General features: G+C 40.4%; 11 protein-coding genes and 2 pseudogenes. 9 read left to right on the top strand and 4 right to left on the bottom strand.

The window, feature by feature from the left end; all coding sequences use genetic code 11:
* Positions 1 to 81 precede the first annotated feature (81 nt).
* Genes queF through ABR397_RS10550 form a run of 3 tightly spaced genes read right to left on the bottom strand, consistent with a single transcriptional unit; the run spans position 82 to position 2,343 of the window.
* Entirely contained in the window at positions 82 to 915 is an 834-nt protein-coding gene (gene queF, locus ABR397_RS10540) for an NADPH-dependent 7-cyano-7-deazaguanine reductase QueF (RefSeq protein WP_350305720.1), read from the bottom strand.
* Positions 912 to 1,766, bottom strand: coding sequence for a queuosine precursor transporter (locus tag ABR397_RS10545; RefSeq protein ID WP_350305721.1), 855 nt, complete (start codon positions 1,764 to 1,766; stop codon positions 912 to 914). The genes queF and ABR397_RS10545 overlap by 4 nt, the downstream gene beginning before the upstream one ends.
* On the bottom strand, positions 1,753 to 2,343 hold the full coding sequence (locus ABR397_RS10550) for a helix-turn-helix domain-containing protein (protein WP_350305722.1): 591 nt from the start codon (positions 2,341 to 2,343) through the stop codon (positions 1,753 to 1,755). Before ABR397_RS10550 ends, ABR397_RS10545 begins: the two co-directional genes overlap by 14 nt.
* A 243-nt stretch (positions 2,344 to 2,586) precedes the next feature.
* Between ABR397_RS10550 and ABR397_RS25025 the strand changes: the two genes are divergently transcribed.
* The 7 genes and pseudogenes from ABR397_RS25025 (at position 2,587) to dtpB (ending at position 9,021) form a co-directional block, all read left to right on the top strand.
* Entirely contained in the window at positions 2,587 to 3,108 is a 522-nt protein-coding gene (locus ABR397_RS25025; protein WP_407072874.1) for a transcription termination/antitermination NusG family protein, read from the top strand.
* 8 nt (positions 3,109 to 3,116) lie between these two features.
* Positions 3,117 to 3,218, top strand: a pseudogene (locus tag ABR397_RS25030) (IS30 family transposase); the annotation flags it as partial.
* Between the two features lie 328 nt (positions 3,219 to 3,546).
* On the top strand, positions 3,547 to 4,245 hold the full coding sequence (locus ABR397_RS10560) for a helix-turn-helix transcriptional regulator (RefSeq protein WP_350305723.1): 699 nt from the start codon (positions 3,547 to 3,549) through the stop codon (positions 4,243 to 4,245).
* Positions 4,246 to 4,287: 42 nt separating this feature from the next.
* A pseudogene (locus ABR397_RS10565) lies at positions 4,288 to 4,496 on the top strand (IS5 family transposase); the annotation flags it as partial.
* A 598-nt stretch (positions 4,497 to 5,094) separates the two neighbouring features.
* A complete protein-coding gene (gene hpaB / locus ABR397_RS10570; protein WP_350305724.1) occupies positions 5,095 to 6,657 on the top strand; it encodes a 4-hydroxyphenylacetate 3-monooxygenase, oxygenase component in 1,563 nt (520 codons plus the stop codon).
* Between the two features lie 21 nt (positions 6,658 to 6,678).
* Positions 6,679 to 7,197 (top strand): 4-hydroxyphenylacetate 3-monooxygenase, reductase component, encoded by a 519-nt coding sequence (hpaC, locus tag ABR397_RS10575; RefSeq protein WP_350305725.1) that lies wholly within the window; start codon positions 6,679 to 6,681, stop codon positions 7,195 to 7,197.
* A 354-nt stretch (positions 7,198 to 7,551) separates the two neighbouring features.
* Entirely contained in the window at positions 7,552 to 9,021 is a 1,470-nt protein-coding gene (gene dtpB, locus ABR397_RS10580) for a dipeptide/tripeptide permease DtpB (RefSeq protein WP_350305726.1), read from the top strand.
* 239 nt (positions 9,022 to 9,260) lie between these two features.
* Here dtpB and ABR397_RS10585 read toward each other — a convergent pair whose 3' ends face one another.
* Entirely contained in the window at positions 9,261 to 9,980 is a 720-nt protein-coding gene (locus ABR397_RS10585) for a class I SAM-dependent methyltransferase (protein ID WP_350305727.1), read from the bottom strand.
* A 1,059-nt stretch (positions 9,981 to 11,039) separates the two neighbouring features.
* Between ABR397_RS10585 and ABR397_RS10590 the strand changes: the two genes are divergently transcribed.
* Both ABR397_RS10590 and ABR397_RS10595 read left to right on the top strand, forming a co-directional pair.
* A complete protein-coding gene (locus ABR397_RS10590; protein WP_350305728.1) occupies positions 11,040 to 17,558 on the top strand; it encodes a Tc toxin subunit A-related protein in 6,519 nt (2,172 codons plus the stop codon).
* Positions 17,559 to 17,968: 410 nt separating this feature from the next.
* On the top strand, positions 17,969 to 25,042 hold the full coding sequence (locus tag ABR397_RS10595; protein WP_350305729.1) for a Tc toxin subunit A-related protein: 7,074 nt from the start codon (positions 17,969 to 17,971) through the stop codon (positions 25,040 to 25,042).
* Positions 25,043 to 25,081: the final 39 nt, after the last annotated feature.

A 25,081-nucleotide genomic window follows, 5' to 3' on the forward strand; every position in this document is an offset into this window, starting at 1 on the left:
ATGAGGTTGAACTGATCCAGATTTGGCACTAATATTTATCTGTAATCCCTTAAAAGAATAAAAGGGATTACAGCATATTGATTATTGCCTTGCCAGTCGGAAATGGGAAGGTTTAAAAGGCATATTGCTACGCCAAGGATTAATATCCAGGCCTCCTCTGCGAGTATAACGCGCATAAACTGCAAGATATTCTGGTTTACAGAAATAATTCAGATCATTAAAAATACGCTCCACACATTGCTCATGGAACTCATTATGCTGTCTGAATGATACTAAATATCTAAGAAGTGCTTCCCTATTAATACGACGACCCTGGTAATGAATCTGAACCGATCCCCAGTCAGGTTGATTTGTAATGAGACAGTTCGATTTCAGCAAATGGCTGACAAGTGTTTCTTCTGTATATTCATCATCTATTGCATTGTTCAGGTAAGCATTACTGAATTTAAAATCAGCGATATTTATATCCTGATTATCAATGCATACTCCTTCAAAGTTTCCAGCCTGTTGAACACTGATGTCAGTAACAGGATAGAGTTCCAATGCTACGTTTCCAGAAGCACAATTTTGGAGATCGTTAACGATGGTATTATGCACATCGTCCCAATTTTCAAAGTTTGTCTGATTCAGGCTGTTCAAATAAAGTTTGAAACTTTTGGACTCTATCAGATTTTCACTGTGAGCATTAATGGCCACTCTTCCTGTGGCAACTTGTGGTAAACCATTTTTATTTAACCAAGATAGCTCATAAAGATTCCAGATATCCTCGCCATACTCAGGTGTATCCTTAATTGATAAGGATGATCTGCCGAGAGATCTGGGGACACCATGAAGTAAGTCTGGTGAATATTTTTCTGGATAAGTTGTATCTTTACCAAGTGGTAATTCTGAAATAGTGAAATGGGAATCGCTCATTTTAGCTCCTTTGATCTCTGGTAAATAAATTTATTAAATAGATATCTGAACATGTATATAGGTACGATGCCAATAATTGCATAAATGAGTTTAATAAGAAGCTGACCTCCAATCATACTCCATATCATATGTTGCCCCATGTGGTGGAAGGCCAGGTTTATAAATATAAAACTATCAACAAAGGATGATATGATCGTGCTAGTTATTACCCTGAATGGGAGGAATCTGGCCTTTGTCAATAATTTTAGCCGGTAAAGAAGATAAGCGTTTGTGTGTTCAGAAACTATGTATGATACAGATGAGGCAAACAAAACACCCATCATATCGAACACAATATTGTTGAAACTGGAAGAAAATTCCCAATTATCCAGTGCTGGTATTTTCGTACTTAGGTAAAGCAGAAAACAAAATGTAAGGTTATTCAGAAAAGCAGAATTAATCGCTTTTCTTGCAAAACGTAATCCATAAAATTCGTTAAGTATATCTGAAATTATATATGTTAATGGATAAATGAATATGGCGGCAGGAACTGTTAATCCAAATACATGGGCTGGTTTTATACCAATAATGTTAGATGATAGATATAACACTGATAAAAAGATGCAAAGATAAAGATATAAAAACCAATTTCTTTCGTTTCGCTCCTCAAATTCATAATATGATTTTGTTGTTCCACTCGAGTATAACTTTCTGTATATCTCCTTATTTTCCCTGTGAGAAAGATTTTCAATTATGTCGCTTTCTACAATTTTATCCAAGGGAGACGTGAATGTTTTCCCTGTTGTAGTAACTAATATTATTGCCTTTACACACTTTCCCCGTTTAAATCCCATTAACTTAAATTTTCTCATCAATCCTTTCCTCAATAATATAACCAATCAACAAGTCGTCAGAGATTATTTCACCTTTAATCTCAATATTTTTATTCCTAATTGTTACGAGTAATTCATCATCATTACCCTTAAAAAAACGGCGAACAAATAACATCTCGCCGCGAAGATAATATGGTTTTTTATCTGATTCTAACTTGATGCAAATGATGTTCCTTTCATTTGTGTAACAGTATGTGTTATCACACTCAACGATTAATTGGCTAATTTTTCTTGAAAAAATTTTATGAAGTTGGCTTTCTTTTATGATGGGTACGCTTATAGGGTTTATATTTCCGTCAGGATTATTCTCTGATTCTTCTATGGAAGCAATGTCGTGTTCTTCCAATAGTTTTACAGAAACGCCAAAGAAATTGGCAACTTTTTCTACTGTGCCTTTCTGTATGTTTTTTATCTTGCCATCAAGAATCTTATATACAGTGGATCTTGTTACACCTGACTTTTCTGAGAAAGATAATTTGGACTCTTCTCTGCTCTTTATTAAATAGTTAATGTTTTTAACTACATTATCTTTTGTTTTTTTGACAGGTAAGGACATTTTTCATTCTCTAATGTGTTTCGGCAATACAGCAATCCTATTCTATTAAGAAACTATTTAAAAATCAAAAGGATTCATAAAAAAGGACAGTTTGTGTGTTTTTTTGTGTTTTAATCTGGTACGATTTCCATCGATAACTATTTTTCTTTATTTCAATTTTCCGATGTAACGTCAGACAACTCCCGACTGGTACGAGTTGGGCGGAGGAGTTGCCTGTCCTACAAATTAAATCTGGGTAACTATATGAAATCGTGGTATATTCTCTATCATCATGAACGCCGTTCCCCTTCAATAATGAATACTCTCTCTCGCGAGGGAGTAGAATGTTATATGCCCGTCAGGGAATGCTTTGTTCCTCGTCCAGATCGCAAGTCATTGCGTAGGGCAAAACCCAAAGCTTTGTTTCCTTGCTATATGTTTGTTTTTTTTAATCCTGAAGATATTCATACAACCAAGATATCGGCGATTGATGGTGCCATTGGGTTTGTTCGATTCGGGAGTTATCCCTGCAAAGTACCTGAAAGCGTTATTGCTGAACTTAAACTTTGCCGTCCAGAGATGTTGAGTGCAAATAATGAATGCCTTGAGTTCAGAAATCCTCCTGATATTTTGTCAGAGAATATCCACCTTCTAAGTACGGCTCTAGCCGGAAAATTAAAAAGGGAAATCAGAAAGGTCATCGAAATGCCGGATGGACATCTACGCTTAATGGCTCTGCTTGATCTTATTGGTATTAGTGAACAACACATTAAGCTTACGGCCTGAGATTTATGTTTTGGAAAGACTTAAGCCCTGAACAGGTGGCTGATTATTTGGAGCAACATGAAAAGATATCTTTGCATCAAGAGACGATTTATAGACTGATTTATCAAGATAATTAACACTCATTGACCGCAAAACACGGGGTGGGAAAACACCAAATGAATTATTTAAGAGAATACGGACATATTTACTTCCAGATTAACGATGTTGCACTTATTATGTGAATCTACCAAATAATTTTATTTTGAATGCCTAATTGAACGATGCAGAAGAAATATAATGCGTAATCTTCATCGATTATGTGTGCTTTTGTCTTCTGTTATATCATTTTTTCCGTTATTTGTTATTTATGATAAATTGGGGGCACTATTACCTGCCAGGACATACACTTATATATTAAATAGTTTAATGGAAAAATAATATCTTAAGGGCTGCTTGTATATGAATCAATCGAGATGCAAAAATTTTCCTTTAGTTACGCATCAACTAACAAATATGTGGGATAGAAGCTCTGAACTGTGGTTTGTAAAAGATAGAGAATGTCGTTTAATTTATGCAAACAGAGCATTTATTAAAGTTAACAAACTCCCTAAAAATTTTGATGTTATTGGATATTCTGAAAAAGAATTACTCACACCATTTAGTCATTTTGCCCATTTGTTTGAAGAGCACGACAGTAAGGTTTTAAAGCGTATGCAGAGAATATCCGCCATAGGCATTTACCCAGTAAATAAAAGTAAACAATTTAGATCTTATTTTTATAGCAAATTCCCATTCATGGATGAAAATAATCAATGTATTGGTGTAGCTTCTCATGCCAGAGAAATAGAGTCTTCTACAATATCTCATTATATTAAACATCATATATTTGTTCCTGTTAATTTTAGGCCGCCGAACGATATATTAAAAGAGAAAGAATGGATAGTCATTTACCTGTTTTGCTACGGCCTCAATAACAAAGATATAGCTGTAGAAATGGAGATATCATGCCGTATTGTGGAAAAATATTTTGAAAGTATCTGTGAGAAATTATCTGTCGGATCAATTATAGAATTAAGATCCCTTTGTAAAGAAAAGGGTTATGACCTATATGTTCCGCCAAAATATTATCAAGATGTGGGTTATTTTTTATTAAATTAGTTTAATGTCCAGTGAGGGGAATATCTACAATTACCGCGCCGCATTCCTTATAAAATCAATAAAAAAGGGAATAGTGATGGTCGTACACAATTTGATGAATAGGCTTATTATGACCGTAATGTTGTCGAACGCTGTTTTGGTTTTTTGAAAGGTAATCGACGTGTTGCAACACGCTAGAAAAAACAGCACGAAACTATCTGTCGATGGTGAAATTAGGCTATATTAGACTCTATTTTCCGGAGATTATATAATTAAGGGACAGTGACTAGTACTACAGCCGTAATTACTTCTCTCAACAGAAAAGACACTCATAGAAAAGCTTAATTCATGCGGTTTTTCAGAGTTGTGAGCATCAAGGAAAATGCAACTTTCTGGTACCTACGGCTGTAGTACTAGATAAATAATATGCCACAACGCTCGTCCAGCTTAGTGCGCATCCTTCGCGGTCACCAGATAGCCGATATCCAGCAGCACCTCGACAACTACCGAACCAAAACCGCCTGCCTCATCAGTGATGACGGCAACTTGCCGACTCATGTATCAATCCCTTCTTTGAAAGTCGTGTCGATGATCTTACGGGGTATCCAGGGACTGGAGCGCTTTCGGCGTAGAGGTTTATCGGCAGCCAGAGTGGAATTTGCCTATAACATCGTCTGGATCACACTTTAATCACAAATCGCCATTTCCCAACGAAAAGTACCAGCGAACCTTCCAAAAATCTATTCAAGAAAAACCGTTCTGAGGTTTCAATTAAGAAACACAAAATAAACATTAAATTAACATTTCCGTGCCAATATTGATTATATTTATATCAAGATCGGCGCTTTTTATTCAGACTGTGAGGTAGACATGAAACCAGAAAATTTCCGCGCCGATAAAAAACGCCCGTTTACCGGTGAAGAGTACCTGAAGAGCCTTCAGGATGGCCGCGAAATTTATATTTATGGAGAGCGCGTAAAAGATGTCACCACACATCCCGCATTCCGCAATTCTGCTGCCTCAGTCGGTCAATTGTACGATGCCCTGCACGCGCCTGAAACCCATGATGCTTTATGCTGGAATACCGATACCGGTAATGGCGGGTATACTCACAAATTCTTCCGCTTCGCCACTTGCGCTGACGATCTGCGCCAACAGCGTGACGCTATCGCCGAGTGGTCACGTCAGACCTATGGCTGGATGGGCCGTTCACCTGACTATAAAGCGGCATTCGGCAGTGTGTTAGGCGCATTCCCTGAATATTATGGTCAATTCGCTGATAACGCCCGTCATTGGTATAAAAAGATTCAGGAAACAGGGGTTTATTTTAACCATGCAATCGTTAATCCCCCCATCGATCGCCATAAACCCGCCGATCAAACCCGTGATGTTTTTATCCAACTGGAAAAAGAGACGGATGCCGGTATTATCGTCAGCGGCGCAAAAGTGGTCGCGACCAACTCGGCTCTGACTCACTATAACTTTATCGGTTTTGGTTCCGCGCAAGTCATGGGAGATAACCCTGACTTCGCCCTGATGTTTGTCGCCCCAATGGATGCCGATGGGGTAAAACTGATTTCCCGCGCGTCTTATGAACTGGTAGCCGGTGCGACGGGTTCCCCGTTCGATTATCCTTTATCCAGCCGCTTTGATGAAAACGATGCGATTCTGGTGATGGATAAGGTCCTTATCCCTTGGGAAAATGTGCTGATTTACCGTGATTTTGACCGCGCACGTAACTGGGCGGTTAAGGGGGGTTTCGCCAACCTGTTCCCATTACAGGCTTGTGTGCGTCTGGCGGTGAAACTGGATTTTATTACCGCCCTGCTGCAAAAGAGCTTGGAATGTACCGGCGTGATAGAATTCCGCGGTGTCCAGGCGGATCTGGGTGAAGTGGTTGCCTGGCGTAACCTGTTCTGGTCGCTGAGTGATGCTATGTGGGCAGAAGCCAAGCCGTGGCAAGGCGGTGCTTATATGCCGGATACTCAGGCAATACAAACTTACCGCGTGATGGCCCCAACCGCTTATACGAAAATTAAAAATATTATTGAAAAAAACGTGACCAGTGGCCTGATTTATCTGCCATCCAGTGTCCGTGATATGCATAACCCAGAAATTAATAAATATCTGGAACGATATGTTCGTGGTTCCAACGGTATAGATCACGTTGAACGGATCAAGGTGTTAAAACTGATGTGGGATGCCATTGGCAGTGAGTTCGGCGGTCGCCATGAGTTATACGAAATCAACTACGCCGGCAGCCAAGATGAAATTCGCCTGCAATGTCTGCGCCATGCCCACGGTTCCGGCAATATGAAGAAAATGGCGGATATGGTTGATCGCTGCCTTTCTGATTATGATCAGAACGGCTGGCTCAGACCACACTTATACAACAATAACGATATTAACCAGTTAGATACGCTGCTGAAATAATCGGTAGCAGGAGGCCAATTTATGTCTGTAGAAAATGAACATCGCCTGCGTTTCAGAGATGCAATGGCAAGCCTGTCAGCAGCAGTGAATATCGTCACCACCGATGGTCCTGCCGGATGCTGTGGTATTACTGCCACTGCGGTATGCTCGATCACCGATACGCCACCCACTCTGATGGTATGTCTTAATCGCAATAGTGCTATGAACGTGGTTTTTCAGGAAAATGGCCGCCTGTGCGTCAACATCTTAAACCATGAGCAAGAATTGATGGCACGCCACTTTGCGGGTATGACCGGAGTCAGTATGGAAGAACGCTTTCGCTGGAATATCTGGCAAAAAGGTCCGCTGGGCCAACCTGTGTTGACCGGTACTCTCGCCAGCCTTGAAGGTGACATTGAGCAGGTTCAGGAAGTCGGCTCTCATAATGTGTATCTGGTTCACATCAGGCATATTACTGTAAGCGAACAAGGCCATGGCCTGATCTACTTCAAGCGTAATTTCCGTCCGGTTATGCTGGAAACTGTTGCTGCCGCAGTTTAACAACCTACTGATTAGGCTCTAAGCTGCTCCTCCAATATTCAGGCCCGAAACGGCCTGAATAGCCCTCTCTGCTTGCTTTATTCAGTTAATAATTCAACTAAATCCTCTTCCTAACCATTTTTGATGTTCACTTGATGAATATGCTGTTAAATTTTATACGCAATCTTTATGTTAGTGTGATCAACCATTGAGAACCTATTTTAACCACATAATAACCTACCTATCTCAATGTTCACCTAAATAAAGTGCATAAAAACATAACTTTAGAAATACATCATTTCACAGGGATGTTAACTACCCTGAATTTCCTGGTGTATTCCAAGATAAATAATGACTAATCAGAGGTAATCAACTATGAATAAACCCGCTTCGCTTGGTTTATTACAACAACCCAAGCCGTTTTTCACGATCTTCTTCGTCGAGCTTTGGGAACGATTCGGCTACTACGGCGTACAGGGCATTCTTGCCGTTTATTTTGTACAAAAATTGGGATTTTCTCAGGAACAAGCATTTACCACTTTCGGGGCATTCGCAGCGTTGGTTTATGGCCTGATCTCTGTTGGTGGCTATGTCGGTGACCATTTACTCGGAACTAAACGAACCATTGTGTTAGGTGCTATCGTTCTGGCAGTGGGTTATTTTATGACTGGCATTTCTATCCTAAAACCTGATTTAATTTTCTACGCATTAGGAACGATTGCCGTTGGTAACGGTCTGTTCAAAGCAAATCCAGCCAGCCTGCTGGCTAAATGCTATCCACCTAAAGATCCTCGTCTGGACGGGGCCTTTACTTTGTTCTACATGTCAATCAACATCGGCTCGCTGTTCTCACTCGCTATCGCGCCGGTTATTGCTGAAAAATTCGGCTATGCCGTTACCTATAATATTTGTGGTATCGGTCTGATTATTGCTTTATTGGTCTATATCTTCTGTCGCAATACGGTTCGTAATATTGGCTCTGAACCAGACCATCAACGAATCAACTACAAAAACCTAATCCTGGTTCTGGCGGGAACTGTTGCGACGGTTTTCGCCTGTGCATGGCTGATGCACAATGTGAAAATTACTAATATTGTTCTGATTAGCTTGTCTGTGATCGTGGTGTTTATCTTCTTCCGTGAAGCATTCAAGCAGGATAAAGTTAGCCGTAACAAAATGTTTGTCGCTTTCATTTTGATGCTTCAGGCCATTGTGTTCTTCATCCTGTATGCTCAGATGCCAACTTCTCTAAACTTCTTCGCAATCCATAACGTTCATCATCAGCTGCTTGGTTTTAATATCAATCCGGTCAGTTTCCAGGCGCTTAACCCATTATGGGTTGTGGTTGCCAGCCCAATACTAGCGGCTCTGTACACTCACTGGGGTTCTAAAGGTAAAGACCTGACCATGCCGGCTAAGTTTACCGTCGGTATGTTCCTGTGTTCTTTAGGTTTCCTGACTGCCTCTGCTGCCGGTTTATGGTTTGCTGATGAGCAAGGTTTGACTTCACCCTGGTTTATCGTTCTGGTTTATCTGTTCCAAAGCCTGGGTGAATTGATGATCGGCGCATTGGGTCTGGCAATGGTTGCTGCACTGGTTCCTCAGTATCTGATGGGTTTCATTATAGGGATGTGGTACTTAACTCAGGCAACCTCATTCTTACTCGGCGGCTATGTAGCAGCCTTTACTGCGGCACCGAAAGGGATTACTGATCCACTGCAAACATTGCCAGTCTATACCAGCGTATTCGGCAAAATTGGTATTGCAACCTTTATTGTTGCAATCATCATGGCGATCACGGCGCCGTTGCTGAACCGTATGATGAATGAGAAACAAAAAGCATGATTTGTTCTAATTGAAAATCTCTCCAAAGGAGGTAATACCGCCCGTTTGAACATTTTTATTCGGGCGGGGTATTTTCGTTTTCCCATTAACGCCTCTGTTCAAAGTAAAATATTAATCATTTTACTTTTCATAAAATACCCTTCAAAACAATATTAAATCACCTTCGAAACTAGTCATGTGGAATCCCTCACCGGCATTTTGCAACAAGCAAGGAATTCCATCAGTCAGATATGGAATATCTAGAATTTAGTCGCTTTGAACATGACGAAAGGTGGGTAATATCGTAGACCTTCAGTATCCTTTGAAGCATCAGCGTCACTGTGTTCAAAAAGCTCAATAGTTTTGAACCCGGCCTCATTCAAGGTTTTGTAATATGTATCTTTATGCCAATTCGTATCTGAAATCTTAAAAATACTTCCATTTGACAGCTCTAAATACACTGGCTTGATTTCTCCATCACTGTATTTTTTATTTAGATCACCACTCATAAAAGAACTGAACTTAATCCCAACGGAATCCGGATTGGTATCCAATACGTAAAAAATGCCACCAGGTTTTAATGTCCTGTGAACTTCCTTAGCGATTTTCAAAAGATTAGATTTTTCACTGTTAGTAATGAAAACGTAACAGCATATCGCTGCGTCGAAAGTATTATCATTGAAGTTAAGGACATCAGTTGTAATTTGATGATAAGAACTATTACCACGATTGATGTTGCTGGAAGCTTTGTCTACCATGGTTTGTGAGATATCTACTCCAGTTACCGTCTTTATGCCTCCAGCAATTAGCCGACGTGACACTTTCCCTCCACCACAACCGTAATCAAGAACTGATATGTTTGGCCCTAAGCTCTCCTTAAGGTTCTCAATCAACGGTGTGTACCCAAGTCTATCTTCCAAATAATCATCATATTGATCGAATAAGTTTGAAGCCTCTTCATTCATCCAGTCAGTATTCATTTGTTATCTCATATTCATTTATGTGTAGTAATAATCCCAAAAGAAGTAGATTTGCCCGTTCAATAAAAAAGATTTGTGATTCAGATCGACGAATTTTCTTCTCGTACTCCAGAACCTGGGATACCACTGAAAAATCCGATTCAGGTATTACAGGCAGTAAACATATTGGCTCAAATGTTTCAAATGGACGATCCCGTATGGATTGGACTTTCTCTTGAATCGAGAGGGTATTTTTGGGGAACATCATAATATCCTTAAATTTCCAATTTCGGAAAATAAGCACTCTTTCGAATTTAGTTTTTAAGGGCTTTTAAGAAAAAACATAACCGAGTTAAATAAACAGGCTTAACAGAGCCTAAAATAACAACTTGGCTTTTGTCAACACCTATATCATATTTAGCAACATTGTTTTTTCTTTAATTTGATCACATTTCTCCAGAACCCCATTGTGAAAAAAATTCAATATCAAAATGACACAAATACAACCATATGTATATAGGTATTATCGATATATTGAGTTAAGTCACAACATTCACTTTTTTACAGGAGGTTTCTTTCATATATACCAAATTAACTTAAATCCTGCATCTTAAAATTAATTAGGAATATTACCACTCTAAAAATAATTTTAAAAAAATAATCACTAAATTCATTGAAAATCATTATATTATACAGAATTTATATATAGCCGATATAATAACCACGCTCTTCGCTCATCACAAAATATTAATCACTTTACTTTTCACAAAACACCTTTCAAAACAATGGTAATTACATCATAACCTTATCATTAGTAAATTTAATTATTATTGATGTTATTATAAATTTTGTTATTGCATTACCACAGTCATTTAGAGAAACAATAGATAATAACGCCATGAAATAGTTAATGACCGAATGATACCGTTTTATCTACCCGTGATTTTCGACTTATTTCAGCCCGTTATCAGACGCCATACTTGCTGCCTTATTGTAATGAATATCAATAACTTCTTTATTGTATCCATGATACGTAGGGCAGCATAAGTGTTTTATTTTTAACATCTAAAAGGAATAAACATGAACACACTCACGCCAGAACGCCTTGAAATCACACCGCAGGAACAAAAAGCTAACCGACTGCATGAAGCAAGTATTCTCAAACGCGCCAATCCTCAATTACAAAATGCGGTACATCTTGCCATTACAGAGCCTCATGCCGATCAGCAAGGTTATAACAGTAAATTTGGCGGCCGCGCCAGTCAATATGTCGCTCCAGGCGCGGTCTCTTCTATGTTCTCTCCCGCCGCTTACCTGACTGAACTTTATCGGCAGGCACGCGGTTTACATGCAGATAGTTCCGATTATCATCTGGATAAACGTCGCCCTGATTTAAAATTACTGACACTCAGCCAGCAAAATATGGATGATGAAGTTTCTACACTTTCTCTATCTAATAAGGTGTTGCTTGAAGGAATTAAGACACTGACCGGGTTGGAAGACCATACTAAAATAATGGAAATTCTATCAACCTTCCGCCCTTCTGGTTCAATGCCGTATCACGATGCTTATGAAAATGTGCGTAAAGTTATCCAATTGCAAGCTCCAGTATTTGAACAATTCAGTGAGTCACCGGAAATCACCAAACTAATGTATCAAACTTCCCTATTGGGAATTAATGCTTCTGTCTCGCCTGAGTTGTTTAATACTCTGACAGAAGAGATCACAGAAGTTAATGCAAATGAGAATTTTAAGGAAAACTTTGGGGATAGAGATCCATCAGAACTTCTCACTCTGGATGCCTTGAAACACTATTACAATTTAACCAATGAAGAATTAGAACAGTTTTTAAATCACGTATTAATAGAAAGTAACTCTACTTATACAAATGACCAACTTATTAATATAAGCATTGATACATCAGGTAAAATACAATTGAGGCGCATAACACGAACACCTGACTCAAATTATAAAAACCTCAATTACATGAATTTATATCCTATTCAAAACAGACGTTTTTATGTTGATATTAACTATAAGAAAAAAGCTGGGCAAGTTAGTATTAGGCTTAGCTATCCCAGAAGTGAATATCTCACAGGTATATATAAAACGACCATAGAAAACACGAATTATTCTTCGCCAATATTTGAATTAACCGACGAAGACATTCAAAAAGAATTTACTCTTCTAAGTTATCGTTATAAAGAAAATAGTGGTTCGAATCTATCTGACGCATCTTATGCCAAGTTCCAAATTCAGGATTATTCACCTGAAATTTTTTTGTTAAAACTTAATAAAACCATTCTTTTGTCCCATGCAACAAAGCTTCTCCCAACAGTACTGAAAAAAATCGTCTTTAGTATCAATAAGAAACTAGATATCAATACAGAAATATTAAAGAAAATCTTTCGTGTTAAATACTATATGCAACGTTACGGTATTGATGCTGAGGCTGCATTGGTACTATGCAAAGTATCAACTAATATAATTAATCTTTCCAATTCCGATCTAATAAAATTACTAGCAAATATCCACCAACTAACTGTTAATGAGCTGAATTTGCTGCTGATTTCCATAGGTGAAGGATCAACCAATTTATCTGAGATCAGTGATAGTAATTTTTCTATTCTGATTGACAAACTTTATAGCGTTACCCAGTGGTTGCGTACACAGAAATGGAATATATGCCTGTTATTCATGATGACTACCACCGACTATAACAAAACCCTGACTCCAGAAATCCAGAACCTGTTAGATACTGTCTACAATGGCTTGCAGGGCTTTAACGGCGAAAATGAGGCAAATCTTCTGTTGAAAATGTCTCCTTACATCGCTGCTGCTTTGCAATTACCGTCTGAAAATACCGCTCACCACTTACTTATTTGGGCAAATCAGCTAAAACCTAGCGACGGTGCAGCAATAACGGCAACAAAATTCTGGGAATGGTTGCAAGCCCAACACAACCCAAAACAATCAACTACTGTAACAAAAGAACAAGCCGTCCAATATTGCCAGTGCCTGGTACAACTGGCGCTGATTTATCACTCCACTGGCCTTAACGAAAGCACCTTACGTCTGTTTGTCACAAAACCACAGCGCTTTGGCTTTACCGAAATAACAGCATCAACACACAATGCATTATCACTGATAAGGCTGACACGTTTTACTGATTGGGTTAACTCCCTGGGTGAAAACGCCTCTACTGTCCTGACCGAATTTGAAAAGGAAACATTAACGGCAAAACAACTGGCTAACGCAATGAATCTTGATGAAAATCTGCTATTGCAAGCCGGTACCCAAGTGCCGAATGCTTTCTCCCACTGGACATCTATCGACACTATCCTGCAATGGGTTAATATCGCGCGTCAATTACACGTTTCTCCGCAGAACGTTTCAAATTTGGTGGAATTATTAACCTCAACCCTCCCCCCTGCCTATGACAAGTGGGAAAACATAGCTACGGTATTAACCGCCGGATTAGACACCCAAAAGGCAAATATCTTTCACGCTTTTCTGGATGAATCTCACAGTGCTGCATTGAGTGAGTACTATATCGGTAAAATCGTCAGTCAAAACTCAGCGATTAAAAACCGTGATGACCTGTACCAGTATTTATTGATCGATAACCAAGTTTCTGCTGCCATCAAAACCACGCCGATTGCTGAAGCTATCGCCAGCATTCAACTGTATGTTAACCGGGCACTGAAAAAGATGGAGGGTGATACAGTCACAAGTGCCATCTGCCACCCGTTCTTTACCAACTGGGATAAATATAACAAACGCTATAGCACCTGGGCCGGCGTCTCTAAGCTCGTTTACTATCCAGAAAATTACATTGATCCGACCATGCGCATCGGACAGACAAAAATGATGGATGCGCTGCTGCAATCCATCAGCCAGAGTCAACTGAATACCGATACGGTAGAAGACGCCTTTATGTCTTATCTGACAGCGTTCGAGCAGGTGGCTAATCTGGAAGTCGTCAGCGCCTATCATGACAATGCCAACAGTGATCAAAGATTAACCTATTTTATCGGACACAGTAAAACCGAAGTGAATCAATATTATTGGCGTAGCGTAGATCACAATAAATTCAACGATGGTAAGTTTCCTGCTAACGCCTGGAGTGAGTGGCACAAAGTTGACTGTCCAATAAATCCCTATAAAGACACTATCCGTCCGGTAATTTTCCAATCTCGCCTGTATCTGATCTGGCTGGAGCAGAAGAAAATTGCTAAACAGACAGATAATAAAACCATCGAAGATTATTATTATGAACTAAAACTAGCACATATCCGTTATGATAGTACCTGGAATACACCAATAACCTTTGATGTCAATGACAAAGTATCTGCTATTTTAAAAATGTCAAATCCACCAGCAAATTCGGAATTATTAGAGTCATCAGAGTCATTAAAACTAGGATTCTATTGTATAAACTATCAAGACAAAGATAAGTTGTTGGTAATATTTTATCGCAAACAAAATGAACTGGATGAGTACAAGAGAAAAGTAGAAGAATTAGCAGAAATAGAAGAAAATATAAACGAAATAGCAGAAAGACTTAGTGCAGAAGATATAGCATCAGTTTCTGCATATCAACAAAAAGAAAAAGAAGAAAAAAAATTAAAAGCATTAATACAAAAGTTAATGAAAGGACTGTATATCTCCTCCAATATGTTATTTGAAAATATAGAGCCTGAACAACACAAAACTATTTATGAACTCACCTATAGTCAATTTGATACTAACAATGTCATAAGGGTGAATAACCGGAATCCTGTTACCCATGAGATTAACGACTATAATATCCTGGCTGTTCACAATGATACCAACGGGGCACAATATATGCAGTGGGAAACCTATCGCATTCGCCTTAATACGCTGTTTGCCCATAAATTAGTCAGCCGCGCCACTGCTGGAATCGATACTATTCTGAATATAGAGACCCAGAATATTCAGGAACCTACTTTATGGCCTGATAATTTTACTGCAATATTACCAATATATAACCAGAATTTTCACGGTAACAGCAGAAATATCACAATAATGTTAGGAAATGATGCAGAAAGACCTGACGAAGAAAATGTCATTTATCAAGGTGAATTAAATGATGCAATTCAATTAATTGATCTCTCTGAAACTTATATATCCGTAATAAATGGTAGTAATAGTACTAAGCCAGGAAATGAGCAGGAGAGTGGCGATTGTTGGATTTATTTATTTGTAAAATATTCTGACCAACCAAGATACATTGGAGAATTTTGGTTTATTAATAAAACTAATTTTCAAGGTTATTATCCAAAAGGTTATATGGAAAATATTGATCCTATTTTTACAGAAAATAAACTGGGAACCGAACCCATGGACTTCAGCGGTGCCAATAGTCCCTATTTCTGGGAACTATTCTACTATGTCCCAATGTTGATTGCCCAGCGTTTACTGCACGAACAAAACTTCGATGAAGCTAACCGTTGGCTGAAATATATCTGGAACCCGTCCGGTTATATTGAGAACGGTCAGATTCAGCATTACAACTGGAACGTTCGCCCATTGCTGGAAGATACCCGTTGGAACGATGATCCATTAAATTCGGTCGATCCTGATGCTGTAGCACAATATGATCCAATGCATTACAAAGTCGCTACTTTTATGCGCACTCTTGATCTATTGCTAGACCGTGGAGATTACGCCTATCGTCAGTTAGAACGAGATGCGCTCAATGAAGCTAAGATGTGGTATATGCAGGCACTGAATCTGCTAGGCGATAAACCCCATCTACCGCTCAACTCAACATGGAATGATGAAAAAAGCTTGAGTGAGGCCGCTGATCCTGAGAGGCAAAAGGCACATTCCCATGCAATAGCAGCCTTACGACAGGGTGAATCTACACAGGTGAGTAACCAGACAGATCTTTTCCTGCCCCAGGTCAATGAAGTAATGCTGAGCTATTGGCAGAAACTGGAACAACGGCTGTACAACCTGCGCCATAACCTCTCTATTGACGGTCAGCTTCTACATCTGCCTATTTACGCTACACCAGCAGATCCGAAAGCATTGCTCAGCGCCGCTGTCGCCAACTCCCAAGGCGGAGCAGCTCTCTCACAACCATTTATGTCACTGTGGCGTTTCCCACACATGCTGGAAAATGCACGCGGCATGGTAAGCCAGCTCATTCAATTCGGCTCCACGTTACAAAATATTATCGAACGTCAGGATGCTGAGGCATTAAATACGCTATTACAGAATCAGGCGGCAGAACTGATATTGATCAATCTCAGCGTACAAAACAAAACCATTGAAGAGCTGGATGCTGAAAAAACTGTGCTGGAGAAATCCAAAGCCGGGGCGCAATCACGCTTTGACAGCTACAGCAATCTATACGATGAAAATATCAATGCGGGTGAAAATAAAGCGCTGGATATGAGAGTGGCTTCCCAAAGTATTACCGCCGGATTAAAAAGCCTGCATATGGCTGCCGCTGCACTGGATATGGTACCGAATATCTACGGCCTGGCTGTCGGGGGATCACACTATGGTGCTATCGCCAATGCGATTGCTATTGGTGGTGGTATTGCCGCAGACGGTTTATTGATTGAGGCCGATAAAGTCTCGCAATCTGAAATATGGCGCCGTCGCCGTCAGGAATGGGCAATCCAGCGTAATAACGCACAAACCGAGCTGAACCAAATCGACGCTCAACTTGGTTCACTGGCAGTACGCCGTGAAGCCGCAGTATTGCAGAAAACCAGCCTGAAAACCCAGCAGGAACAAACCCATGCACAACTGACCTTCCTGCAACGTAAGTTCAGCAATCAGGCACTGTACAACTGGCTGCGTGGCCGACTAGCCGCCATTTACTTCCAGTTCTACGACCTGGCCGTATCCCGTTGTTTGATGGCTGAAATGGCCTATTGCTGGGAAACTAACGATAAATCTACCCACTTCATTAAGCCTGGTGCCTGGCAGGGAACCCATGCTGGCCTGCTCGCAGGTGAAACCTTGATGCTGAATCTGGCACAGATGGAAGATGCCCATTTGAAGTGGGATAAACGCGCTCTGGAAGTGGAACGTACTGTTTCATTAGCAGACGTTTATACAGAGCCTAGTAAGGATAGAATTGATTTAGCAACCGAAATCACAGACTTACTCGAAAAAAGGAAAGATAAATTAGGCAATGACAATAATGGCATCCGTCTCAATGACAATAAATTGATAGCCACAGTCAATCTTGCCAGTTTGAACATTCGGGAAGATTACCCGGCATCTGTTGGCGAAACCCGACGCATCAAGCAGATCAGTGTCACCTTGCCAGCCCTATTAGGACCATACCAGGATGTACAAGCCATTCTGTCCTACGGAGGAGGTGAAACCGGGCTGGCCGAAAGCTGCAAATCACTGGCAGTTTCCCATGGAATGAATGACAGTGGACAATTCCAGCTGGATTTCAATAATGGCAAATTCCTGCCATTTGAAGGCATTGCCGTTGATGATAAAGGAACATTGCTATTGAGCTTCCCAAACGCAACTGACAAACAGCAAGCCATGTTACAGACTTTAAGTGATATTATTCTTCATATTCGCTATACCATTCGCTAATTAACTATCTCAACCAAAGACTAAAACAGGCCTCTAAAAGGGGCCTGAATCTTTCCTCATTGCTCCCTTTGCTCACCACAAAATATTCATCACCTTATTTTTCATAATACACCATATGCAACAAATGCAATTATTTCATTTTGTTATTGTAACTAAAATATATTACTTTGGATGCAATTATAAATTTTGTTATTGCATTGCCACTGCCATTTAATGAAATAATAGATAATAACGTTATGAAATAGTTGATGGTTGAATGATGACTTTTTATTCGTTGTTTATTTTCAACTCACTATCAGACGTTATACGTGTTGCCTTTACTTTAATGGATATAAATAACCTTTCTATATATCTACGTTACTCAGGGCAACATCAGTGTTTTATTTACTTAACATTTCAAAGGAATAAACATGAACAAACTCAAGTCCGAATATCAACAAGCATTAGGAGAAGGTTTTAATAATCTGACTGATATTTGCCACCTCTCTTTTGAGGAACTTCGCAAAAAAGTGAAGGACAAACTCTCGTGGTCACAGACCCAGAGCTTATATCTTGAAGCACAACAGGAACAAAAGAAAAATCTCCTGCACGAAGCCAGTATTCTGAAACATGCCAATCCTCAATTACAAAATGCGGTACATCTTGCCCTGACAACACCCAATGCTGATCAGCAAGGCTATAACAGTAAATTCGGCAATCGCGCCAGCAAATATGCAGCTCCAGGCGCAGTTTCTTCCATGTTCTCTCCCGCAGCTTATCTGACTGAACTTTATCGTCAGGCACGGGATTTACATGATGAGGAAAACTCAGATTATCATCTGGATAAACGCCGCCCAGATCTAAAGTTATTGACACTCAATCAGAAAAGTATGGATACAGAGATTTCCACACTTTCTCTGTCCAATGACATTCTGCTGAAAGGTATTAAAAAACTGACGCAAACTGAGTCTCATAATCATGCTCAAGTGATGGAAAAGTTATCAACCTTCCGCACTTCTGGTATGATGCCGTATCACGATGCTTATGAAAGCGTACGTAAGATTATTCAATTACAAGCCCCGGCATTTGAGCAATTCAGTTCATCACCAGAGACAGCAATCACCAAGCTAATGTATAAAATCTCCCTACTCGGGAATAATGCTTCTATCTCGCCTGAATTATTTACTATCTTGACAGAAGAAATTGCAGAAAACACCGCTAAAGACCTTTATGAGAAGAATTTTGGTGAAATTAAATCTTCTCTTGAAATTGAACCGTCTCTGACAAGAAAGCTGGAATATCTGAAAAATTATTATAATCTGACGGATGAAGAGCTTAACCAGTTTATTGGTAAAGAAAGCAATTTCGACCAACAGAAATACAGTAAAAATCAGCTAATTGCTAAAGCAGTCAACAATGACAAGAAAATCGATGTTTATCAAATTACTAGGGAATATTCCTCCAATGACAGTCAGATAGAAGATGCCAGCTTATTCCCTTACGGAAATAAGAAATATAAATTAATTTTTAAGACTAAAGACAACATAAAGACTGGCACTGAAATATCAATTAAATCAAAAGACACAGAATTTAAACTACAAAATAAATCAATTCAGGCAGACAAAGAATACTCACATGATATTACCTTCGATTTTAGTCAATCTTCTGAAATTAAGCTGGCGTTGGTAAATAATGGCATTCAATCACAAGATACCGTAACATTTACTATTAAAGACTATGATTACTCTTCTCTATTGAAACTTAATAAGTTTATTCGCTTATCCAAGGAGATAAACCTGCCACCGATGGTATTGAAGAAACTTACCCTTAGCGACCTAAATATCAATGCAGAGGTATTAGAGAAAGTTTTTCATGTTAAATACTATATGCAACGTTATGGTATTGATGCTGAAACTGCAATGATACTATGCAAAGCACCCATTTCAGAAAATCCTTCTCATCCCGATCTAACCAAATTACTCGCAGACATCCATCAGTTAACTATTGATGAACTGAGTTTACTGTTGGAAGCCATAGATGAAGGAACAACCAATTTATCTGAGATTACTCATGACAACCTAACTATTCTAATTGACAAACTCTATGCTGTCACTGGCTGGCTACGTACACGAAAATGGAGTGTATATCAGCTGTTTGTGATGACGACCGATAAATATAACGAAACCCTAACCCCGGAAATGCACAACCTTCTGGATACCATCTACAATGGCTTGCAAGATTTTGACAAAAAAATGCTGAAAGCAGAGGAGGAACTAAAGGAAGCCAAAGAAAAGCGGGAAGAATCCAAAGAGAGAGAGGCCAAGGAAGAGCTGAAGAAAGCCAAGGAAAACCTGCCAAAAGCCATATCGCCTTATATTACCGCCGCTCTGCAATTGCCATCTGAGAATGTTGCTCTCTCCGTGCTGACTTGGGCAGATAAACTAAACTCTGGCAAAGAAAATAAAATGACGGCAGATTCATTCTGGAACTGGTTGCGGAAAAAACCCATTGAAACTCAATCGAAAACAACTGAAGCAACTACACTAATTCAACAAGCTGTCCAGTATTGCCACTGCCTGGCACAACTGGCGTTGATTTACCGTTCCACCGGCCTTAACGAAAACGCCTTAAATCTGTTTGTGAAAAACCCTCAACGTTTTGTCACTAAAACCGAGACAACACCAAAACATGATGTATTAACACTGACAACACTAACGCGTTTTTCTGACTGGGTTAATTCTCTGGGTGAAAAAGCCTCTTCTATACTAACTGAATTTGAAAAGGGAACATTAGCTGAAAAACAACTGGCTGATGCCATAAATCTTGATGAGAACCTCCTGTCGCTAGCCAAGGCCCAGGCCCAGAAAGATTTCTCCAATTGGACATCTATCGACACCATCCTGCAATGGATTAACGTTGCGCGTCAATTGAACATCTCTCCAAAGGACGTTTCGGCGCTGGTTCCATTATTAACTAGAGACCCCTCCTCTACCTATGAACAGTGGAAAAATGCAGCTGCGACATTAACCGCCGGACTGGATACCCAAAAGGCCAACACCCTGCATGCGTTTATGGATGAGTCTCGCAGTACCGCACTCAGTACATACTATATTTATGCTCATCACCAAAAAGATCGACAAGATAGAAAAGATGCGGTAATTAAAAACCGTGATGATCTATATCAGTACTTATTGATTGATAACCAAGTTTCCGCCGCTATCAAAACCACAGAGATTGCTGAAGCCATCGCCAGTATTCAACTGTATGTGAACCAAGCATTAAAAAACATGGAAGGGGGCATCGTCACGAGTGTCACCAACCGCCCATTCTTTAAAGACTGGGATAAATACAACAAACACTACAGCACCTGGGCCGGCATATCTAAGCTCGCTTACTATCCTGAAAATTACATCGATCCGACGATGCGTATCGGACAGACAAAAATGATGGATGCACTGTTGCAATCCATCAGTCAGAGTCAATTAAATACCGACACAGTAGAAGATGCCTTTAAGTCTTACCTAACATCATTCGAACAGGTCGCTAATCTGGAAGTTATCAGCGCCTATCATGACAACATTAATAACGACCAAGGATTAACCTATTTTATCGGACACAGTAAAACAGACGTTAATCAATATTATTGGCGCAGTGTGGATCACAGTAAATTCAGCGAAGGTAAATTCCCCGCAAATGCCTGGAGTGAGTGGCACAAAATTGACTGCCCAATTAACCCATACAATGACACTATCCGCCCGGTAATCTACCAATCCCGTTTGTATATAATCTGGCTGGAAGAAAAAAGGATTGCTACACATGAAGGCGATAAAACGACCGAGAGTTTCCGTTATGAACTGAAACTGTCGCATATTCGTTATGATGGTACTTGGAATACACCAATCACCTTTGATGCGAATAGCAAGATAGATGTGCATAGCAAAATATCTGATTTAACACTGGGAGAAAATGAAGCACCAGGACTCTATTGTGCAAGCTTTCAAGGTGAAGATAAATTGCTGGTTATGTTTTATAAAAAACAGGATCAATTAAGTAAATACACAAACACAGCACTAATAAAAGGGCTATTTATCACTTCCAATATGTCTCCTGAGGAAATGACACCTAAAAGTTACATACCTAATGTTCATAAGCAGTTTGACACAAATAGTGTTATAAGAATAAATAACCGCTATGCAGAAAGCTACGAAATCCCTTCATCAGTAAACAGTAATAATAGTTATGATTGGGGAGAAGGCTACTTGAGTATGGTATACGGTGGAAATATTTCGGCTATTAACCTCGAATCCCAATCATCCAATTTAAAAATCAAATTCTCACCAAAGTTAAGAATTATCCATAATGGACTTGTAGGCCGACAGCGTAATCAGTGCAATCTGATCAAAAAATACGGCAAGCTTGGGGATAAGTTTATTATTTATACCACACTAGGCGTCAATCCGGATAACTCATCAAATAAATTGATGTTTTATCCCATCTATCAGTATTACAGAAATACCAGTAAAAGTGACCTTCCTAAAGGAAGACTACTGTTCCATCGTGATACCAATTACTCATCTGATGTAAAAGCATGGATTCAGAGTGTAAATCGCACATTAATTAAAACAAATGCCGCTATTGGTAATGATTATGCTGAAGATGATCTGAATAAACCAAGTGACTTTGAACACTACATTTTTATGATAGATAATAAAGGGACAGCGACTGATGTTTCTGGACCAATGCGTATTAATACGAACATTCTACCTTCAAAGGTTAAAGTAATAATAAAAGGGGTAGGCATAAAAGACGAACTTTTCGTAGCAGACGAAAGTATCTCCCCGTCCCCCAACTTCGAAGAAATGAATTATCAGTTTAAAGAGCTTAAAATAGATATCTCCAAACTGGAATTTCATAATAATGAGGCAAGCATTGATGTCACCTTTACGGCATTTGCTGAGGCATTTACGACATCTACTGATACTGAGGCATCTGAAACGGATAAGAAGGAGCGTAATCTAGGCGAAGAACATTTCAGTATTCGTGTTATCAAAAAAGCGAATGTTGATGATGTCCTGACCCTTCACCACGATCCAAGTGGGGCGCAATATATACAATGGCGAGCCTATCGTACTCGCCTTAATACCCTGTTTGCTCGTAAATTGATTAGCTGCGCCAATGCTGGGATCGATACTATTTTAAGTATGGAAACCCAGAAGATTCAGGAGCCCAAATTAGGGGAAAATGCTCCTAATGCTACGGAACCCATGGATTTCAGCGGCGCTAACAGCCTCTATTTCTGGGAATTGTTCTACTATACCCCGATGTTAATTGCTCAACGTTTGCTACACGAACAAAATTTCGATGAAGCTAACCGTTGGCTGAAATATGTCTGGAACCCATCTGGTTACATTGTAGATGGAAAACCCCAGCAAGATTACCACTGGAATGTTCGCCCATTACAGGAAGATACCAGTTGGAACGATGATCCCCTGGATTCGGTCGATCCTGATGCTGTAGCGCAAAACGACCCAATGCACTACAAAGTCGCCACGTTTATGCGCACCCTTGACCTATTGATGGCGCGTGGAGACTACGCCTATCGTCAGTTAGAACGGGACACTCTCAACGAAGCCAAAATGTGGTACATGCAAGCACTGCATCTGTTAGGTGATAAACCTCATCTATCACTCAGTACAGCATGGAGTGAGCCACGTTTAGATGATGCAGCCAGTACTGAGAGACAAAACGGACATTCCCTCGCAATGACCGACCTGCGACAAGGTCAGTCTACAGACGAAAACAAGATAGATCTTTTCCTGCCACAAGCGAATGAAGTGATGCTGAACTACTGGCAGACACTGGAACAACGGCTGTACAACCTGCGCCATAATCTCTCTATCGACGGTCAGCCCTTGCACCTGCCTATTTACGCCACACCGGCAGACCCCAAAGCGTTACTCAGCGCTGCTGTTGCCAGCTCACAGGGCGGAAGCAGTCTACCGACGTCATTTATGTCACTGTGGCGTTTCCCACACATGCTGGAAAATGCACGCGGCATGGTAAGCCAGCTCATTCAATTCGGCTCCACGTTACAAAATATTATCGAACGTCAGGATGCTGAGGCATTAAATACGCTATTACAGAATCAGGCGGCAGAACTGATATTGATCAATCTCAGCGTACAAAACAAAACCATTGAAGAGCTGGATGCTGAAAAAACTGTGCTGGAGAAATCCAAAGCCGGGGCGCAATCACGCTTTGACAGCTACAGCAATCTATACGATGAAAATATCAATGCGGGTGAAAATAAAGCGCTGGATATGAGAGTGGCTTCCCAAAGTATTACCGCCGGATTAAAAAGCCTGCATATGGCTGCCGCTGCACTGAATATGGTACCGAATATTTACGGTATGGCCGTTGGGGGATCACACTATGGTGCGATCGCCAATGCGATTGCTATTGGCGGCGGCATTGCCGCAGACGGTTTATTGATTGAAGCCGATAAAGTCTCGCAATCCGAAATATGGCGCCGTCGCCATCAGGAATGGGCAATCCAGCGTAATAATGCACAAGCCGAGCTGAAACAAATCGACGCTCAACTTGGTTCGCTGGCCGTACGCCGTGAAGCCGCAGTATTGCAGAAAACCAGCCTGAAAACCCAGCAGGAACAAACCCATGCACAACTGACCTTCCTGCAACGTAAGTTCAGTAATCAAGCCCTGTTCAACTGGTTACGTGGCCGACTAGCCGCTATTTACTTCCAATTCTACGACCTGGCCGTATCCCGTTGTCTAATGGCTGAAATGGCCTATCGCTGGGAAACTAACGATAAATCTACCCACTTTATTAAGCCTGGCGCCTGGCAAGGAACCCATGCCGGTCTGCTCGCGGGTGAAACCCTGATGTTAAATCTGGCACAGATGGAAGATGCCCATTTGAGACAGGATCAACGCGTATTGGAGGTGGAACGTACCGTTTCGCTAGCCAAAATCTATAAAGATGGTAACGGTGAATTTTCCCTGACTGAGGAAATTGCAAAACTAGTGAAGTCTGGATCAGGCAGTGCTACTAGCGGGAATAATACCTTGAAGTTTGGTACAGAAGATGCCCAAACCTCACTACAAGCGTCCATTTCGTTAGCTGATTTGCAAATCCGTAAAGACTACCCGGAAAGCAGTGATGTGGGCAACGTTCGACGTATTAAACAGATCAGCGTCACCCTGCCCGCTCTACTGGGGCCATACCAGGATGTGCAGGCGGTATTGGCCTGCAAGGAGACCGGGTTAGCCAAAGGCTGTCAAGCGCTGGCGGTTTCCCACGGTATGAATGACAGCGGCCAATTCCAACTGGATTTCAATGATGGCAAATTCCTGCCATTCGAAGGGATTGATGTTGATCAAGGCACATTAACGCTGAGTTTCCCGAATGCAACCGGTAAACAAAAAACCATGCTGGAGAGTCTAAGCGACATAATTCTGCATATTCGCTACACCATTCGCCAATAACGATTTCAACTCAGTGCTAAAACAGGCCCCTAAGTGGGG

This window comes from Photorhabdus viridis, from assembly GCF_040256935.1.
GTDB lineage: Bacteria > Pseudomonadota > Gammaproteobacteria > Enterobacterales > Enterobacteriaceae > Photorhabdus > Photorhabdus viridis.

Coding starts and splice junctions, on each gene's coding strand:
- ABR397_RS10545 (WP_350305721.1), bottom strand. CDS start 1,766: ATGAGAAAATTTAAGTTAATGGGATTTAAACGGGGAAAGTGTGTAAAG.
- hpaB (WP_350305724.1), top strand. CDS start 5,095: ATGAAACCAGAAAATTTCCGCGCCGATAAAAAACGCCCGTTTACCGGT.
- hpaC (WP_350305725.1), top strand. CDS start 6,679: ATGTCTGTAGAAAATGAACATCGCCTGCGTTTCAGAGATGCAATGGCA.
- queF (WP_350305720.1), bottom strand. CDS start 915: ATGAGCGATTCCCATTTCACTATTTCAGAATTACCACTTGGTAAAGAT.
- ABR397_RS25025 (WP_407072874.1), top strand. CDS start 2,587: ATGAAATCGTGGTATATTCTCTATCATCATGAACGCCGTTCCCCTTCA.
- dtpB (WP_350305726.1), top strand. CDS start 7,552: ATGAATAAACCCGCTTCGCTTGGTTTATTACAACAACCCAAGCCGTTT.
- ABR397_RS10560 (WP_350305723.1), top strand. CDS start 3,547: ATGAATCAATCGAGATGCAAAAATTTTCCTTTAGTTACGCATCAACTA.
- ABR397_RS10590 (WP_350305728.1), top strand. CDS start 11,040: ATGAACACACTCACGCCAGAACGCCTTGAAATCACACCGCAGGAACAA.
- ABR397_RS10595 (WP_350305729.1), top strand. CDS start 17,969: ATGAACAAACTCAAGTCCGAATATCAACAAGCATTAGGAGAAGGTTTT.
- ABR397_RS10585 (WP_350305727.1), bottom strand. CDS start 9,980: ATGAATACTGACTGGATGAATGAAGAGGCTTCAAACTTATTCGATCAA.
- ABR397_RS10550 (WP_350305722.1), bottom strand. CDS start 2,343: ATGTCCTTACCTGTCAAAAAAACAAAAGATAATGTAGTTAAAAACATT.